15 protein-coding genes and 1 pseudogene are annotated in these 17,097 nt (G+C 61.1%); 2 read left to right on the forward strand and 14 right to left on the reverse strand.

What is annotated here, in order from left to right:
• Nucleotides 1-196: 196 nt before the first annotated feature.
• The 12 genes from HALNA_RS05225 to HALNA_RS05280 all read right to left on the reverse strand — a co-directional run bounded on the left by HALNA_RS05225 (nucleotide 197) and on the right by HALNA_RS05280 (nucleotide 11,254).
• Complete coding sequence (locus tag HALNA_RS05225; protein ID WP_169719013.1) at nucleotides 197-649, reverse strand: hypothetical protein; 453 nt, start codon at nucleotides 647-649, stop codon at nucleotides 197-199.
• Entirely contained in the window at nucleotides 640-909 is a 270-nt protein-coding gene (locus HALNA_RS05230; protein WP_157573452.1) for a hypothetical protein, read from the reverse strand. The genes HALNA_RS05225 and HALNA_RS05230 overlap by 10 nt, the downstream gene beginning before the upstream one ends.
• A gap of 26 nt (nucleotides 910-935) precedes the next feature.
• Nucleotides 936-3,572, reverse strand: coding sequence for a serine-rich family protein (locus tag HALNA_RS05235; RefSeq protein ID WP_049935339.1), 2,637 nt, complete (start codon nucleotides 3,570-3,572; stop codon nucleotides 936-938).
• Between the two features lie 175 nt (nucleotides 3,573-3,747).
• On the reverse strand, nucleotides 3,748-5,079 hold the full coding sequence (locus HALNA_RS05240) for a hypothetical protein (protein ID WP_049935340.1): 1,332 nt from the start codon (nucleotides 5,077-5,079) through the stop codon (nucleotides 3,748-3,750).
• Nucleotides 5,076-6,008 (reverse strand): hypothetical protein, encoded by a 933-nt coding sequence (locus HALNA_RS05245; RefSeq protein WP_157573453.1) that lies wholly within the window; start codon nucleotides 6,006-6,008, stop codon nucleotides 5,076-5,078. The genes HALNA_RS05240 and HALNA_RS05245 overlap by 4 nt, the downstream gene beginning before the upstream one ends.
• A complete protein-coding gene (locus tag HALNA_RS05250) occupies nucleotides 5,995-7,779 on the reverse strand; it encodes a hypothetical protein (RefSeq protein WP_157573454.1) in 1,785 nt (594 codons plus the stop codon). The genes HALNA_RS05245 and HALNA_RS05250 overlap by 14 nt, the downstream gene beginning before the upstream one ends.
• Nucleotides 7,776-8,207 carry a hypothetical protein gene (locus HALNA_RS05255; RefSeq protein ID WP_049935342.1) on the reverse strand — a complete coding sequence of 144 codons (432 nt, stop codon included), beginning with the start codon at nucleotides 8,205-8,207 and terminating at the stop codon, nucleotides 7,776-7,778. Before HALNA_RS05255 ends, HALNA_RS05250 begins: the two co-directional genes overlap by 4 nt.
• A 21-nt stretch (nucleotides 8,208-8,228) precedes the next feature.
• Nucleotides 8,229-8,453, reverse strand: a complete 225-nt coding sequence (locus HALNA_RS05260; RefSeq protein WP_049935343.1) for a hypothetical protein — start codon at nucleotides 8,451-8,453, stop codon at nucleotides 8,229-8,231.
• Nucleotides 8,454-8,482: 29 nt separating this feature from the next.
• Complete coding sequence (locus HALNA_RS05265; RefSeq protein ID WP_049935344.1) at nucleotides 8,483-8,947, reverse strand: hypothetical protein; 465 nt, start codon at nucleotides 8,945-8,947, stop codon at nucleotides 8,483-8,485.
• Nucleotides 8,947-9,345 (reverse strand): hypothetical protein, encoded by a 399-nt coding sequence (locus HALNA_RS05270; protein WP_049935345.1) that lies wholly within the window; start codon nucleotides 9,343-9,345, stop codon nucleotides 8,947-8,949. Before HALNA_RS05270 ends, HALNA_RS05265 begins: the two co-directional genes overlap by 1 nt.
• Before the next feature lies 1 nt (nucleotide 9,346).
• On the reverse strand, nucleotides 9,347-9,784 hold the full coding sequence (locus HALNA_RS05275; RefSeq protein ID WP_049935346.1) for a hypothetical protein: 438 nt from the start codon (nucleotides 9,782-9,784) through the stop codon (nucleotides 9,347-9,349).
• Between the two features lie 3 nt (nucleotides 9,785-9,787).
• Entirely contained in the window at nucleotides 9,788-11,254 is a 1,467-nt protein-coding gene (locus HALNA_RS05280; protein WP_157573455.1) for a hypothetical protein, read from the reverse strand.
• 269 nt (nucleotides 11,255-11,523) lie between these two features.
• Between HALNA_RS05280 and HALNA_RS05285 the strand changes: the two genes are divergently transcribed.
• Entirely contained in the window at nucleotides 11,524-11,727 is a 204-nt protein-coding gene (locus HALNA_RS05285; RefSeq protein ID WP_049935348.1) for a hypothetical protein, read from the forward strand.
• A 606-nt stretch (nucleotides 11,728-12,333) separates the two neighbouring features.
• Here HALNA_RS05285 and csg read toward each other — a convergent pair.
• Nucleotides 12,334-14,811, reverse strand: coding sequence for an HVO_2072 family ArtA-dependent S-layer glycoprotein (gene csg / locus HALNA_RS05290; protein WP_049935349.1), 2,478 nt, complete (start codon nucleotides 14,809-14,811; stop codon nucleotides 12,334-12,336).
• Nucleotides 14,812-15,186: 375 nt separating this feature from the next.
• Nucleotides 15,187-15,282: pseudogene (locus HALNA_RS21590) on the reverse strand (surface glycoprotein); the annotation flags it as partial.
• 390 nt (nucleotides 15,283-15,672) lie between these two features.
• On the opposite strand from HALNA_RS21590, the gene HALNA_RS19830 reads away from it, so the two are divergent.
• Nucleotides 15,673-17,079: a hypothetical protein gene (locus tag HALNA_RS19830; RefSeq protein WP_157573456.1), complete on the forward strand. Its 1,407-nt coding sequence runs from the start codon at nucleotides 15,673-15,675 to the stop codon at nucleotides 17,077-17,079.
• Nucleotides 17,080-17,097 lie beyond the last annotated feature (18 nt).

Here is a 17,097-nt window from a genome sequence, read left to right on the forward strand (position 1 = left end):
CACGAAGATCACCAGCTCCCCGGCCGTGGCGATTCCCACGAGGTGCCGACCGAGACCGCCTAGGTTCGATACCGCATATTGACCGACCGGAGAGTTGTAGCACCCGATTCTCGAGCAACTCCGAAAGAGAAAGTGGAGAACGAACCACGCCACAAAAAGGAACGTCACCGTCCACCCCGCTACGTCCCGAGCAGAGTCAATCATCCAGGATCCGCTCCTCGGGAGTCGTCCCGCGGAGCTCCCGCCACTCCGCCAGCCACTCCCCGCCCTCCTGGAGCAGCGTAAACAGCGTCATGACGAGCGCCGGTAGCGCCGTCACCGTCCACACGGCACCGAGAGCAACACCGACCGGGTGGGCCGTGATCAGGTAGTGCGCCCCCACCTCGAGGAGAGAGCCCACGAACACCAGCGCCATGAGCACCGAAAACGCCAGCCCGATCAGCTCCACCGCGTACGGCTGGAGTCGCGGAGCGTCACCAGGGAGCAGCGTGATCCCGATCCACACGTACGCCGCGATTATCGCCACGTCCCTTGAGGGGAACACCGAGACCGCGGAGCTCCGGCTGATCCACTCTAGGAGCGCCAGCACCAGGAGCCCCACGTGGAACACTACCCGTCTCCGGGTGATCCGCGGAACGCTTAGAACCACGGGAGACCCTCCGTCGGGATCGCACGCACACCACTCTGGATGAGCTGCCGAGCGCGCTCTATGTCGGCGGAGATCACGCCCGCCAAGAGGAGCACGAGCATCACCACGGCCACCGCCCGAGCATAACTCCCCGCTCGTCCCGCTTTCCCGACAGCCACCGAGCCGTACCTGGAGGCCCGCCGCCCGTATATCCACACCCCGAGCAGCACGAGCACCGAAACCGCGGAGACTCCCTCCACGCCGAGGCGCTCGAGGAGCATCCGGACCATAGGGACGAGATCAGGGATCATTTTTTCCGATCACCGAGCGAAAACGTCACCTTCGTCTCGGGAGTTGCTGCGTCCTTCTTCCGGCTCTGCCACCACGAGACCACAGTGTACCCCACGATCACCACGGCCGCTATCCCCGCCAGCGGGAGCACCGACCCGAGACTCTCCCCGACGAAACGAGAGATCGATCCAGGGTTGAGCGACTCCAGGGAGAGCAGCCCGAGCGCCAGCGAGACACCGCCCACGAGCACCCACCGCTGACGCCCGCGGATCCCCGTGCGCCCGGTCGCCCACACGAGCCCGATCACGAGCGCGGCCAGCGTCCCCATCACGAGCACCGGCCGCCCGGTGCCGTAGTCAGCTGGAGTGGAAGCGTCTCCAAACATCCCACCGCCCCCGCCACCGGAGCTCGAGGTATTGATCATGAGCGACTCCGCGGAGTCGTCCTCTACGAACGAGACCACTCCCGCGTTCGCTTCCTCTTTCGCCACGATCCGATCCCTGCTCGTTGAGTAGAGCTGGTACGTCGTCCCGGTGGACGCCTCGAGGTACCGGATCGTAACGTCGTCCCCGTCGGTCGCTCCCGGCTCCAGCGAGATCGTGGGCTCGTCCGGATCAGCCACCGAGACCTTTGCCTCTCCGGTCTCCGGTGCCACGGTCAGCGGGATTAGCGTCACCCGTGCCGATCCGCCCTCCGGTGCGTTCGGGAATTTGAGCCGTTTCTCCCCGGAAGCCGTCACGATCATGTGAGAGTCCGGGTTGCTCCAGCTCTCTTGGTAGGTGTACCGCACGCCTGGCGTAGAGACTCCCGAGAGATCAACATAGAAGCCGCTGCTCTTACTATTGATTCGGAACTCCACGTCAGCATCCTCTCCGGGGAGAATCGGATCCGTCACCGTGATCGCTCCGTTGACTGGCCTAACGTGCCGTCCCGTCACCCGCACCGACATATTCGTACCCGCGTCTACGTTACCGTCTCCGTCACCGTCGTCCAGCTGGACAGAGAGCTGTGATCCGTCCAGAGAGTAGCGTGAGCTCGGGACTGAGCTCCAAGAACCGCCGTCGGTCCGCTCCTCGAGGCGCGTGATCTCCGTAATCGTCCCTTGGAACGGGAGAGTGACCGTCGGACTCTCCTGAGTAGAGGCAAAGGTGCGGCTCGCGTTGTACCGCTCCGTCCACCCGTCCGCGGAGTACGATAGCGCGATCTCGTCCGTTGCCTTGTGACGGTAGTTGAGCCCCACCTTTGGAGTCGGAGCGTCGGCCGAGAGCGTGCCGGTGCCGACTGAGACGTTGATGGTATTGGTGCCGCTTTGGACCCACGAGGTATTCGCGGAAAGCGATTGTGTAGATCCATCGGAGAGCACTCCGGAGTAACTCGTAGTTTTTCCATTCACTTCCACGGCCGGATCCACGGTCTTAGTCTGCTCTTTGAGAGCAATATCAACGTCCACCTTACCATCAGTAAACGAGGTTGTGAGAGTTGTATCGGTTGTCTGGATGTCGAGAGGGACCGACGCCGACGATGACAGCGTGCCGGTCGTCACCGTAGCCGAATCGCTCCCAGTGGAGACCGAAACGGATGACGGATAAAATGACTCTACCTCAAAAGATTCTATCTCGTGGTTTGCGGTGTTACTTGTGAGAGTTAAAACAATATTAGAGCTATCAGGTACGTCAGTATCTAGCGTTTCCGTAGCGGCCGCCGAATCGGGGAAAGCACTACCTCCTCCGTTGACCGTAATCGATCCAGTGGCGAGCGTCGATCCTCCCTCGACCGATATTGCATAATCGACACTTGTGGACGTACCAGTATCTGACGACTCAGACACGTAAAACGTGGTACTGTAAGCGGTATTAATCTGTCCTGTAGTTGAGGAATCTCCACCACTCGGCCCGGAAACGGATCGCCTCATTGGACTAACCGTAACGCGCGGCTCTCCGTCCGCGGGACCAGTCGGTTGCGCGTTGCCGGCTACGGAGAGGCTCGTCGACGAGCCGGGAGAGAGACCGGTCGCACTCTGGTTATCCCACTCTGTCGTTGCGTGTCCGGTGACGTTGATCGAATAATTAGAGACGCTATCCACGGATGAGAGATCATATGCCACGCTTGAGCCGTCGGAGAACGATCCGCTCACCGTTACCTCTCCGCTGAAAGTCACGGTGTTACTGGAGAAGTGCGGCACCTCGAAGATCAGGAGCCCCGACTGCGCGCGGACTTGGCTCGTCCACTCCGAGCCGTCCTCGTGCGTCCCGTGGACCGCCTCGGGGATCCGACCGATAGCGCCTTCCACCGCGTCTGCCGGGATCGCTACCTCTCGGCCCGCGTGGTTCGTGTCGTCCTGGATCACCAGCGCCAGCGATCCCCCGCCGACGCTCGTCCCGTTGTCCAGGTACCCCTCCGCTCGTTCCGAGGTTGTCACCACGATCTCGGTGGTACTGGCGTTGTCGCTCACCATGACTGAGCCCTCGAGATCCTCTTTCGAGATCGGGAGCGACTGATCCACCGGGAGATCCTCGTGAACGTTTGCGTCCGGAATCGTGACGAAGCCCGACGGTCCAGCCGCTTGAGCGTCACCTACCGGAGCGACCGGCGTGATCACGCCGCCCACCAGCACGACCACGAGGATCAGCGCCCGGATCCAGCGAGCTCTCACGCGGAGATCACCTCGTTTCCGCCAGCGGCACCGCCAGCGGTTCCGCCAGCGGAAACCCCGGGGGTTGGCACTACTTCCGTTGATATACGCGCGTGCGTGGTCGCTCTGAGCGCGCGTCTCGCGAGACCCGCGCGAATTGTCTGAGAATCGATCCGAGACCGCTTGAATCGGTTGCTCATGCTGATCTCACCTCTTGAACCTCGGGAAAACGGAGCTGGAGCTGACCGGGTACCTTCAACCACTCCGGCGTATCGCTCCAAGAGAACTGAGCGAATTGCTGTTTATTCCACGAGAGCGCCTCTCCGAGCTGAAGCCCGCCGGTATAGTTGCGCGGCATTGGAGCCTCTCCCATCCCGACGGTCTCGCCCGTCGGGTTATCCATCCCGTTGAGCGTGATCCGCCAGCGGATCTTTTTCCGGAGCAGGTGGTGGAGATCCTCGAGCTCGTGGCCGATCCCGTCCAGGCTGAAATTGTTACGCCGAGCGTCCACGTACTTGTTACGGAGCGCCGAGATCCGGCGGTGGTGGCCGTGGTATTCGTTGCTGGCGTGCTCCGGCATGAGGTTTCCCGCCTCGTCGCACAGCCACGTCACGAACATCGGCGGACCGTATTCGATTTTCGAGATTGCCCACGCGAACCACCAAAACTCCGTGGGCGTCGGCTCGAGATCGGGATCCTCGGCCGCGTCCCACGCCGAAACGTGCTCCAGCTCGGGGATCTCGTCCGCCCGCTCGGTCAGCTCCGAGCATCCTCGAAAGCGCGGATCCGGATAGACCACGTGAAAGCCGCCCTCCTCGAGCACCTCGTGGTTGAGCTGGATCGGATCCTCGTAACGCACGATCTCCCGGACCGACCGCTCGAGATCGATAGGGATCGGATCCATGTCGTCAGCTGGTGGATCCAGCCGTGCCTCGTACTCCAGCCCTTTCGGGAGCGCGACTGTTGCCCACGGAGCGAGCGGAAGCCACTCCGACCGCGCCGAGGAGCCTCTCCACACCACGGCCGTCGGGTTGATCTCGAGATCCCGAGCGACCATGCTGATCGCCATTGTGCTCTTTCCGCTCCCCTTCGGTCCGTACGCGAACCAGTCGGTCCCGCCGAGCCTCATATCCTGGACGATCTCCGGATGCTCCTGGAGCCACGAGAACACCGCCCGCCGCTCTCGGGAGAGCCCCTCGTGATCCCCGCTTTCGATCCGGATCTTATCCAGCGGAGAGAGCTTAATCAAGTGATCCAGGAACGCCCGCGGATGTTCGATCAGCGGATCCGAAGCCCCCTCAATTCCGGGATGATCAGCCGTCTCGAGATCCTGGATCACGTTACCCCATCGACGCATCCCGAGGTTCCGAACCATGTTCTCCCCGAGCGTGTGATTCCGGGGATCACCGGTCTCCTGCTCGGTGTGCTCCAGGTTGTCCGCCTCTCTACTCTCCAGTCGCTCCCGGAGGAGCTCGGGATCCCGAGCTTCCTCGAGCAGCGACCGGCCGCTCTCAGTTGTCTTACTCATGAGATTGAAGAACTCCCGCCGGATTGCTCCGGCACTTCTGCCGCCGTCACTTCGGCCGCGCGATCCGCCAGCGCGTCGGCCGCGCGATTGAACGCGGGGAGCAGGAACTCCGCCGCCCACGACCGCCGGACGAATCGCGCCCGCGCGTCCGCTTCCGTTCGTACGAGGTACTGGCGGAGTGGCCGCTCGAAATACGGTTCCGCCGCCGCGTGCGCCGAGATCTCCGCATACGTTGCACTCTGGAGTTGCTGACTCCACACGAGGAGCTCGTCCTCCGAATCGAATCCGTCCAGGAACGAGACGAGCGTCCGCTCCTGTTGCTCGGCCAGCTGACCGAGCTCGGGACGCATACCAGGATACTCCTGGCGATCCGGCGTGATCGGCTCGGGAGCGTCTCCGTCGTGCTCGTCGTCCAGGTGATCCACGCGCTCCACCGCCGTCCACCGGAACGCCTCGAGCGCTCCGTGGAACGCGGGGAGCAACGAGTTAGCCGCCAGCCCCCGCCGCGTCTCGCGTGCGACGTACGGCTCCGGAGCATCTGCCGGCCCCCACTCTCGGCCGAGGAGCCGGGAGATCGCGGCCGCGTTACACGAGATCTCCGCGTACCACTCGTCCTCGAGCTGACCGAGCGTGTGGATCACTACCCGTTGCTGCCACTCCAGGAGCTCCCGCCGATCTCCGAACCCCTCGAGGAGCTCTATCAGGAGATCTCCCTGATCCTGGACGAGCCGAGCCATAGCCGGCCGCACCAGTGGCTCCTCCTCCGCGTCGGGGATCGAATCCTCCAGCTGCCGACGGAGCCGAGCAGCGTCCACAGGTGGCTCCTCCGGCCGGATCTCTCCTCCTGGACGAGCGGCCGACCACATACCCGGCCACTCCCCGCGCTCGTCACCTCGTGGATCGGACCGATTCGGATCAGTCGTCTCCATGAGCCCCCTCCGTCTCTCCGTTGCTCATGCGTCCGACCGGCCCCTCTCCGGTAAACCGATCAAACAGCTGATCCAGTTGGCTCGTACTCTGCTCGTCTTGGAGCTCCGCCTTGTCCGCCTTGTTCTCCGCGCGCTCCTCCGCGAGATCACGGAATAGCGTATCCCACGCTTTCGCTTCGGAGAGCCCGTCCGCGTGCGTCAGCATCGTCGCCAGCGCCCGGTGGTAGTGGAGCGGAGCGAGATTCGCACGGAGCTCTCCCGAGATCGGCCGGGCGATCTTGACCGCCGTCAGCGCCCCGGCACCGATCAGGAGCCCGAGGATCGGAGACTGGACGAGCAGCTTCCCGATCCCCGCCGAGGCACCGAGCCACCCGAGCCCGAGCACGTACGGGCGTAGATGCACCCGCCTCCGGGTTGTGGTTCCCTCCTCGGTCTCCACCTCCTCGTGTTCGATCAGCTCGGGGAGCGTCATCTCGTGGTGTTCCGGCTCGTACTCCAGGGGCTCCTCGTCCTCCGGGTGGAGGAGATAGAGCTCCTCGTACGGGCCTTGGTCCACCTCAATTCGGGTTTGCATATTCCCGTCCGGGACAAAATCCGACCGAGCGCCCCGAGCCCGCGCCCACCATTGGCGGAGCCCGTCTCGGACCGCCGTCCGGATCCCGTCCTCTCCGCGTGCAAATGGGATCGGCACCGCGTCGGCCGAGAGCACGCCCGGAGCGTCTCCAGGCTTCCGAGGCCCTCCGGTTCCAAGAGCCGTCTCCCCACCGTCAGCGCGCGCGCTATCGGCTCCAGGAGCGTCTCCGACTGGATCCGGATCCCCGTCGGTGAGAGAGAACCGAAGGAATAGCGCGTTGTACGTCTCGGCCGAGAACCACTCCACGGCCATGATCCCGAGGATGATACCCGCTACCGCCGAGATCAGCCACGGAGCCGTAGCGAGCGTGTTACTGATCCAGTCCCATCCGACTATCAGGAGCAGCACCAGCACGATAGCACCGACCACGTACCAGATAGGCGAGATATTCGGCGGAGCTTTCGCTCTCTTGACCGCCAGCCGACCGCCGTAGAGCGTCACCGCCGCGACTCCGAAGAACGGGAGCACCAGCCACCCGTATCCCCACGCCAGTTGGCCGCCGAGGGAGTTGACTGGTGCCGCTTTCGAGGTGGCCGAGGTTCGATGCTCGAACCTCCAGCGCGTTTCCCCCGGCTCCTCGAGGCAATTCGGCTCCTCCGGCTCCTGTACGCACATCACCGCGTTGCGTTGCGTATCAAAATGGCTCCGGAGGTTGATCGTGAGATAGTCGTATCCCGGTCCGAGCGTTGCCTGAGTGGAGTGCGTGGAGACGTTTTGAGCGATAGTTTCCTCTCTCGACGAACCTTCGTCCGTCGTCACCGTCCGCGTCTCCGTCGTCCAGTAGGCTACCCGCACGATCACCTCTTTCTGCTCCGCGTTGTACCCGCGTTTGCTCCACAGCTGGAGCTTATCTCGGTTGACCGTCCGGCCTTTCTCCAGGTACCGCCAGCTCGGAGATTTCTCTCCCTCCTGGACGAGCAGCCCCGTAGGGAGCACTTTCACCGCGTACTCTGAGTACGAGCCCGCTGCTCGGACCGACGGCGGAGCGTTCGCTGGATGCTGACCGTTCGGCCGCAGCTGCTCCAGCGTGAGATCCGTCACACTCCCGCCGGACTGACCGGCCACCGGTCCGACCGCTCCGAGCCCGAGGCTCCCCGTCACGATCACGACCGCCAGGAGTGCGACGGAGCGCCTCACTCCTGGACCCTCCACGCGACTGCCAGGAGCAGCGCGAATAGCCCGATAAGGCTAAACTGCCACCAGAGTACCGTGATCTCCCCCGACAGCCCGATAGCACCGAGACCGATAGTCACGAGTCCGGCCGTGAACACCGGGAGATCCGGGACGAACTGGAGTAGCATCCCGACGCCCTTCGCGCCGGTCACACCCGCCGACGCCAGCCCACCGAGCGCACCGACGAGCGCCACGCCGAGCAGGTTAAACCAGCTCCCGAAGCCGCTTTTCGCGTTTTCTGCGAACCCCGAGACCGCCTCGGAGCGATCCTCCGCGTCCTCGTAGGCGTCGTACGCCCACGCCGTTGCTACCAGCCCGAGCACTCCCGTCAGCGAGAGCCCCGGATGATTGAAAGCCCACGTTGCGGCTCCAGAGAGCCACTCTATCGGCATGATCGGTACCTCCGTCTCTTGTTACGTTTCATCGTTCGTGTCTCCTAAATCGAGAGCTCGGCCGACCCCGTAGAGCAGGAACGCCAACAGGAATAACGGACCGAGCTTAGGGAACGCCGCGAACTTCGGCGCGATAAAGCGGTTGTACGCTCCGAGGAGCGGGAACCAGATTTGCTCCGTGGTGAGCGCCCACGAGCCGATCCCGCCGAGCGTCCCCACGATCCACGTTCCCGCCGCCGTGATCACCGCGCCGACTCCGCCAGCTCCCTTTTTTCCTAATTCAACCATGATCCTATTCCATCCCGTACGCCGTCCGCACCGGGAATCACCGAGATCCCCGCGTAGACGAGCACGTAGATCACTCCGACCGCGATTGATCCCGCTATCACGGCCGCGATTGCCGACGCTATCGGTGCTCCGAGACCGCCCGAGACTGCGATCTCATAGACCGGATCGTAGATCAACCCCGGCACCGTTCGGAGCGCCTCTCCGACTGGACCGAGCCCCTCGAGGAGACTGTCCACCGCCAGGGAGATCTGTCCCGTGACGATTGAAACCGCCTCAAGTACGAGACCGATCAGGTACCCCGCGAGATCGAACACCTCTCGCACCACGAACTCACCGAGGTTGTTACGAATCCACCGTTGCGGATTCGTTGCTATCGTGATGAGCGTGTTTACCAGTGGTACCAGCGGTCTAAGATCTAAGATCCAGTCCGGGATCGTCGGGCCGTCAGCCATTACGGAGTCACCCGATCCGAGAGCACCGAGAGGATTGCTACCACGGCCGCGATCTCCGCCCCGAGCAGTATCGGAGCAAAGACCGGAGACGCCTCGAGAGCAGCGCGGAACGCCGATCCCCACGCCAGTTGAGCCGCCTCTCCAGCTCCACCGATCAGTCCCGTGAGTAGATCCGATACGAGCCTCTCCAGCCACGAGAGCACGCGGACGTGCGCCTCTACGTAGGCGTTAAGTACGGCGGTGATCCCGCCCACGAGCGCCAGCCACGCCCCTCCCGCAAGCGTGCCGAGGAGCTTCCCCCACCGGATCCAGTTGTCACCAGTGCCGACGTACTGAGAGGGATTGAATACGCTCGTCCCCCCGGATCCGGATCGTTTGAAAGGGTCGCTCAGGCCCATCCTATTCCTCCTCGTTATCGTCCGCGTTGAGTCCGATCACCGGGATGTTGGTACCCGTGCCGAGGAAGTCCGAATCGCGTCGATCCAGGAACCACACGAGCATCCCCACGGTTCCGAGCACCGCGGCCGCGAATACCATGATCACGAACGGGCCGAGCGTATTCCACGGCTCGAGCCCGACCGCGGTTGCCGCGGTGTTCCACACGTCCTGGAGAGCTCGGCCGGGAGCTCGGAGAAACCCGAAGGTCAGCGCGATACTGGACTCCGTGAGAGCGTCCACGTTGCCCGTCACGAACCCCGCCAGCGCCTCACCGATCCCGATAAAGATGGCAAAGAACGCCAGCACGAGCCCACCGAGCCCGTTTATGAACACTTGGCCGAATCCACCCTGGGATTCCGCCTCGTTGATGTAGGTCAGCGCGTCGTCCAGCCGAGCCATAATCTACCCGCCTCGTTTGATCAGCCCGAGCGTAGTTAGGAGCCCCACGATACCGCCGACGGCCCAGTTGTAGGCGCTCGTGAACGGGTTGCTCCCGCCCGAGCTCCAGAAGCCACCGCCGCCGGTATTCTGGAGAGCGTCCACCTCCTCCTCAAGCAGCGTCGGTGTGATCTGGACGACATACGTCGTTCCGCTTTGGCCCGTTGCGTCCAGCGTGATCGTGTTTCCTTGCTCACCGAGATCGCTCGAGGCGTCTACCCACGAGCTATCAGCGATCTCGGAGGTGGCTGTCTCACCGACGCCCTCCACGTAGCGGAGTCGCTGGTACCGCTCACCAGCGAGAGCCTGCTCTGTGACGAGCTTCAGCTGGCCGTGCGTCAGCTCGTACGCCGTTTCCACGTTGATCCGTCCCTCGAGCACCAGTTTCGACGGGTACCCGCCGATGTTGTCCGCGTCCACGATCTCCGCGGAGTAATCGTCCGGCTGATCCTGGAGCCGGTAGCGAAGATCGTAGATCTTCATGCGGCTTATCGTAGCGTCGTCGAATGTTTGACCGAGCGAATCCGGAGACGTGACGTTGATTATCCCGCCAGTCGGCCGCTCCTCCACCGTTTCGCTCGTCCAGTCTCCGTCAGCATCCTGGTAGCGGTGCGTACCGAACGACCACATGGACTTTCGCTCCGCGTTGAGCGCGGTGATTGTCACCTGAGCGTCCGAACCCGACACCCGAACAATCACCATCTGGATCCCGTCGAAAGAGCCGTCACCGGATCCCTCCACAGCGAGATCCCCGATCCGATGCTGGTAGATCACGCCCGAGGCGGTCGCGTTTGCGATCACGTCTTTCGAGCTGGCGATCTGAGAGGAGTTGATAGACGGAGTGATCTCGTCACCGTCTCCGTCCTGGAGCACGATCTCCACCGTCGCACCAGCGTCCAGCTGCTCCACGTTTCCGATCAGCTGGAGCACTCGTTTGTTCGGATCCCTCGTCTCTGAGAGACCGGAATACGTTGCGGTGGCCGTCCCGGTGTTCGAGCTGGTGGAGAACGTCAGCGACTCCACGCCCTCTCCGGTAGAGCCGTCGGTCTCCGAGACCGACACGCCGGAAGTCGTCCAGTCCGAGGCGTTTGTCCAGCTGGCGGAGTTGTTACTCTCTGAGCTCGTCCGAGGGAATTGATTAAAATCCGATTCGGAGATCCGGTCCGCTCGGATCCCTACGTCGTTGCCGCTCTCAGTCCCGTTGTGACGAGCCTCGAGCTCCACCACGTTGCCCTCGTTATTTTCGTACTCCAGCGTCTCCATCGTCTCCATGTCGTGAGTGAGCTTCGTCAGCTCGTCTTCCTGGACGTACGTCGTGGGGTACTCCTCCGCGCTCGTGTTGACCGTCACCGCGGCCACCGCCGGCATTGCTACCGAGAGCACGAGCAGCGCCGCCAGCGCGAGAGCTCCCCCCCGCATCCGGGTATTCATTGTCTCACTCCAGAACCGCCCCGCGTTACACTCTGATACGATTCTCCTGGCTCGTTCGGCCTATTTCGGCCGATTTGAGTCCATTCCATTGCGATCTTACCCCATCGGCTTTACAGCCGACGGGGATCGGCCCGAGAAACGAGCCGATGATTCTCTATCTGCTAAGTAGAACCCTCAATGATCGGAATCTTAGAAGATTAGGGATGCTCTTACAAGATCATGTATGCGGTGACAAGTTTATGCGAGATCATGCATGAGGCTCTCTCGTAATGGCAGCCGAGAAAGAGGGGGAGAACCAGAACGGAGATCTCGTGAAGGTGCAGCACGATGAAAGCGCGGGCCGGTACCACGTCACTCTCCCCGTGGATTGGGTCCGTGAGAACGGAATTACCGAGGGAGAACAGCTTTACGTTGGAGATAGCGACTCCGAGGAGTCCACGGGAATCCTCGAGCGCGTCTCCAATCTCTTTTGATAACCGGTATCTATCACAATCCAGAGAGGTAGACGATGGATTCTCCCCCCGGATCCATCTTAAGCAAACTGGTAGTTTTTTCGAGACCGCATGACGGCGGTGGAGTCGTACGCGCGCGATTTAGCGCGTTTGGTACCACCCGCCCAAAATAGAGGGGTTATCTACAAATCCAGTACTACTGCGTTTTCAGCCTATCACCGGCTGCGCTCCCAAAGGCTGTATGCCGACGGTTCGGTGTTTGCACTCACAGAGCTGTCGGGCGTCATCTCGTTGATGTCCACGTCCGAGCTCTCAATTCGCCAGTCAACATAGTCGGCCGTCGCGTCAAGTTGACACTGCGGGTCTTGGTGCTCGATTGAGACACAATAATATCTGGCGATCTTATGCCCAGGGTTGAGTGTATATAAATGAAAAAGTAACACACAGGCTGTGCGTTCACTCCAGTCCACGCACAGGAACGGACTTCTCGTTTCCGACTTCCGTATTAAATCGTCACGCTGTAGGGATGACCGACCATCTTGAGCTGAAATAGCCGTCGCTAACTGGATTACGCCAATAAAAGAATCCGCACCGGGTGACCGCTTTCGGCGGTCAGTCGTGATTGGCTTAGTTGTCGCGCCGGGCGGCCAGCAGCGCAGCCGCGATGAGCGCGATGACCGCGACGAGGGCACCGAAGCCGGGACCGCCGCCCTCAGTGGGCGTCGGCGTGGCCGTTGCCGTGTCCGTCGGCTCCGGCGTCGCCGTCGGTTCCGGCGTCGGCTCCGGCGTCGGCTCCGGCGTCTCCGTCGGAGTCGGCTCCGGCGTCGCCGTCGGTTCCGGCGTCGCAGTCTGGCGGTTCTGGACGATCTCCACGGTCTCGGTGTCCGTGTTGTAGCTGTCGTCGGACTCGAGCGTGTACGTGCCCGTCTGCACGTCCTCGAGTGCCAGCGAGACCTGGTAGGTGCCGTCCATCGACCAACTGTCCGTAGTGGTCAGGGCGACGGAGTCACCCTCCTGGGTCAGCAGCTCCACGGTGATCGCGTTGTCGTCCGGCACGAGGTTCGTACTGCCCTCGACGACCATCGTGTCGTCGACGGCGATCGGGTTGACACCCGAGGCCTCGGCGCCTTCGGGGTAGACGTTCTGGATCGTCGTCTGCGCGTCAGCGTAGCGGAACTGCTGGGTCACCATCCGGTCGTCGCTCGCGACTTCCTCGGTCGTCTGATCGAGGATGCGCGCACGGATCTGGTCACCCGTCAGGCCCGCGTTGCTGAGGTTGGTCTCGACGAACGTCGAGAGGCTACCGCCCGGGATCGTGCCGTCACCGTAGTCGCCGTCACGGCCCGGGATCAGGACGTGCACGCTGACCTGACCCTCTTGGAGGCCCTGACCGCCGGAGACGCTGAGTTCGTCTTCCTCGAACGTGTTGTCGTCGTCCACCGAGATGGACTCGTAGTTCGCGTTCCCACGCTCGCCGACGAAGATCACGTCGACGTTCTGGTTACCCAGAGCCGTCCCGGTGACGTTCACTTCGTCGTCCTCGATGGCCACCTGGCCACCGACCGTCTGGACGGTTGCGCTCAGTTCGGTGTCGACCACACGGAGGGACTTCTGACTGCTCGTCCCCGTGTTGAACGCCGAGACGTTGAGCGACGAGTCGGGGTTACCCGTACCACCCGCGTCGGCCGTGTCGATCACGCCGATGCGGTAGCTGCCGGGCAGCGAGAGGATCTCGTTACCTCCGCCGTCACCCTCCGAGAGGATGACGTCTTCGACTTCGAACGTGTCGTCAGCGTCGACGCTGATCGACCCGTCGACCGGACCGCTGCTGGCACCGTCGTTACCGGTTTCGGTACCGTCGACGTCCAGAAGCTGGTAGTCGCCCTGGCGCCGGATGTAGAGCGAGACATCGTCGATGCCCTGACTCGCGGAACCATTGATGGTCACTTCACTGCCGACCACGTAGGTGTTGTCCGGAGTCTCGAGGGAGACCTCACCTTCTTCGACGGTGAGCGTCGGGTCGTCTTCGGGCTCCTGCCCGTTGACGATCTCCGTCGGATTCGTGCCCGACGCGTGGAGGTCAACATCGACGTCGGTCGTATCGAGGTACTGCGTCTCGATCTGACCGACACCGACGCCCGTGTCGTCGTCGATGGTGACGTTGGCGTAGGCGTACTCCACGGTGCCGACGGTGTCACCGTTGCTGATCTCCGTCCGGGTGAGCACGCTGTTGGAAGCGTTGATCAGGCCGACATCGTTCGTGTCACCGACCTGGCGGAAGATGCGCGCCGAGTCGAGGTTGCTGTTGGTGTCACGGAAGTCTTCGGCGTCGATGACCACGTAGTGGTTGTCACCAGCGTCCGACCCACGGAGCGTGAAGGTCACGTCCTCACCGCGCGTGGCCGTTTCCATGTCGAGGTCGTTGGTGATGTCGTCGTCACCGGTGACGGTGATTGTCGTCGACTCGGTCGCCGACCCGAAGTCGAGGTCGTCGCTCCCAGCGACGGTGACCGTGTAGGTCCCCGTCCCGAGGTCGGTCAGGTCGAGGTTCCAGGTGACGTCCTCACCGTCGGTGTTGGCGCCCTTGACCGCGGGGCCACCGTTCTGGGTGAGCGCGTCGCCGGTCACGTCGAGGCCGGTGTCGTCCTCGACGGTCAGTTCGATGTTCTCGGACTCCTCGTAGTTGTAGTCGGCCACGACGTCGAGGTCACCGGAACCGGTTCCGGTGGTGGGACCGCTAGGGCCACCCTCGCCCTCGCGGACGGAGCCGCCAGCGATGTCCTCGCCGTTCGTGTTGAGGATTTCGAGGTCCTCGATCTGGGGCTGCAGGACCGTCACGCCGTAGACGCTGTCCTGGAACTGGTCGGGACCGTTCTCGTCGTACTGGCCGGTCGCCTGGTCGTCGTCGATCGGGATCGTGAGGGTCTGGCCCTCGGCGCCACCGCTGACGCCGATCAGGGAGTCGACCTTGCTCCCGGTGGAGTCGACGAACGTGATGTCTTCCTCACCCTGGAAGACGGTGGAGCCATTGTAGACCTCACCGCCGCCCGAGCCCGGAGATTCCCGGGTTGGCTGGACAAGATCGAAGGTCGGCGAAGCCGACACCGATCCATTATTCGCTGCGGAGATCGGGACGCTGACACCGCTCTGAGCGGTGTTAAGGCCCGTGGTGTCGTGCGTCAGGGTGAGTTCAAGCGTATCACTATCATTTCCAACAGTGTTACCGCTCTCAGTGACCGGCACGGAAACCGTGCCGCCTGCGAGAGAGGCACTACCAGCGGATAGGTCGGTGCTTCCAGTGAAAGAAGCCCCACTGACCGTGGTCGAGACGCCACCTGGGACGTTCGACAGGTCAAATTCAATCGTGTCGCTTGTGCTGTTATTGAGCTCTACATCCACCGCAATCGTCTGCGACGCCGACGAACGCTGAAGTGTAACGTCATCGGCGGACGCACCGCTGAGGTTAGTTGCCTCAGCTGCAGCCGTTCCAGACAGCGCCACGGTGCCAGCGAAAACTGAGAACACCATAAGCGCGGCCAAAATGACTGCGCGGATTTTCTGATTATAGTCTGTCATGTTTTGCGTTGTTGTCTGCAGTGACAGTTCAGAGGTGGATCCTCTTCCGTGTCGAGTTTGTGGGCAGGCTGACCGCCAGCCCCCACGGGTAGGGGTATCATCGGATTTACCGAGGTAATATAAGTGCTTTGTGGATTCTAATTTATCGTCTGCCAACAAGAATCAGAGATCGAAATACACCTAAGCAATAACGTGATAGTGAGTATATCTGTGGTACGCCGCTTCATCTCAGAAAGAGAGTTGGCCGAAACGTACGGCCCGAATAAAGGATGGCAGACGGTTGAACAGTACCGAGAGGCACATCGACTTCGCAAGGAGAACCCGGATTTAGCCCGAGCCGAAATCGCTCGAAGAGTAGACCGTCCGGCAAGCGCAGTTCGTGGATGGTTGGTGGAAGACAAGACGCCGAAGCCGGTAAAGGCATTAAATGAAGCCCATCAGCGGGGATGGATTGATATAGAACCCACATCAGAACAATTCAGAGCAATTAATCAACTCGTAGCGTGGATCTTCTCGGGAGGAGGCGTTGCGGAACGCGCTTTTACACCTCACTTCTCCGTGGATGATTCACTCACGCTATCGACTGTTTCTCAACTTTTGCGATGGGTTGATCTAACATATCGAATCGATAGTGATCGGCCAGAACGTGGAACTGTTGTCATCCCGCGTCAAGCAGCATCGGTGTTTGGACGGGTACTGTATGTCCTTGGTGTACCGAGGGGAGTCAAAGCTCATAAACAGAAATTAGGATTACCGGAGTATTTGACCACGCTCGCTGAGGAACATCAGCGAGATTTCTTAAGAGTGTATGTACTGAACCGTGGACGAGACCTCCGCAAAAATAACATCACGGGAACGTACTTACACAGCCTCCGATCCGAAACGTTCTGTGAAGAAATCAAAAATTTAATCGAGTCTGTAACGGAAGGGACAGCGACTGTTGGAAGTAAGAAAGAGGTATGGATCTCAGCCAACTCAGTTCGTGACCTTGCTGGAGGCAGGCCAGTTCGTCCAGCAATAGCCACGGGGGTAGCCTTTGGTTCGCTCACTCCTCCGACTGAACGCGCTTTTGCTTCTACTTACAGAGTAGGCAAGAACCCTGGAGGCTATCGATATCTTCACTTGTATGAACAAGTGAGTGAAAGTGACGAGACCGGGTATAAATTAATGAAGCAAATCGATGATCTCAAACTGTCATCGATACAAAGCTGGGGTCAAGGTAGCCGACCGTATGTAAAAAATGGGACGGAGGCTGTACGCGAACTTGGATGGATTACTCCCACAGCAGAGGGAAAAACTGCGCTTGCACTCACCTCATTAGTTGCGTGGGTGTTCGCGCGCGGATCAATTCGTTCGGATAGTCATTACCCTGTGTTCAGCATTAACTCTTGTGACCACCGAACATCTTTTGAAGAAATTGCTGATACGCTGAATCTTTCATATGAGATTATCCGTGAGGATGACCCTGATCGTGCTGGTGAGGCTCGTCCAACTGACAATAGCTCCGTTCTTGGACGGCTACTCTCGGTTCTCGGAGCTCCATTAGGAAAAAAGAGTGAACTTACGCACTTTCCGCCAGCGTATCTATATTATTACCCCAGACACGCTCGCCGATTTGTCGAAACGTGGTGCATACACTATGCTAATAGAGATGGTAAATTAACAATAACTATCCCACCTCGGCTAGGGGAACGATTTGCAGATGGGCTTGAGATTCTTCTGACTGAACAGTTATGTTGGCAGACCACTCGAACAGGAAAACGTGAATTTGAGACGATTAGAGACGGTAACAACTAATCCTTTACCAATATACGT

The organism is Haloplanus natans DSM 17983, from assembly GCF_000427685.1.
GTDB lineage: Archaea > Halobacteriota > Halobacteria > Halobacteriales > Haloferacaceae > Haloplanus > Haloplanus natans.

Bases quoted from the DNA above. Each gene is read 5' to 3' on its own strand.
- HALNA_RS05230 (WP_157573452.1), bottom strand. From the start codon at position 909: ATGCTCCTCGAGCGCCTCGGCGTGGAGGGAGTCTCCGCGGTTTCGGTG.
- HALNA_RS05240 (WP_049935340.1), bottom strand. From the start codon at position 5,079: ATGAGTAAGACAACTGAGAGCGGCCGGTCGCTGCTCGAGGAAGCTCGG.
- HALNA_RS05245 (WP_157573453.1), bottom strand. From the start codon at position 6,008: ATGGAGACGACTGATCCGAATCGGTCCGATCCACGAGGTGACGAGCGC.
- HALNA_RS05255 (WP_049935342.1), bottom strand. From the start codon at position 8,207: ATGCCGATAGAGTGGCTCTCTGGAGCCGCAACGTGGGCTTTCAATCAT.
- HALNA_RS05265 (WP_049935344.1), bottom strand. From the start codon at position 8,947: ATGGCTGACGGCCCGACGATCCCGGACTGGATCTTAGATCTTAGACCG.
- HALNA_RS05270 (WP_049935345.1), bottom strand. From the start codon at position 9,345: ATGGGCCTGAGCGACCCTTTCAAACGATCCGGATCCGGGGGGACGAGC.
- HALNA_RS05275 (WP_049935346.1), bottom strand. From the start codon at position 9,784: ATGGCTCGGCTGGACGACGCGCTGACCTACATCAACGAGGCGGAATCC.
- HALNA_RS05280 (WP_157573455.1), bottom strand. From the start codon at position 11,254: ATGAATACCCGGATGCGGGGGGGAGCTCTCGCGCTGGCGGCGCTGCTC.
- HALNA_RS05285 (WP_049935348.1), top strand. From the start codon at position 11,524: ATGGCAGCCGAGAAAGAGGGGGAGAACCAGAACGGAGATCTCGTGAAG.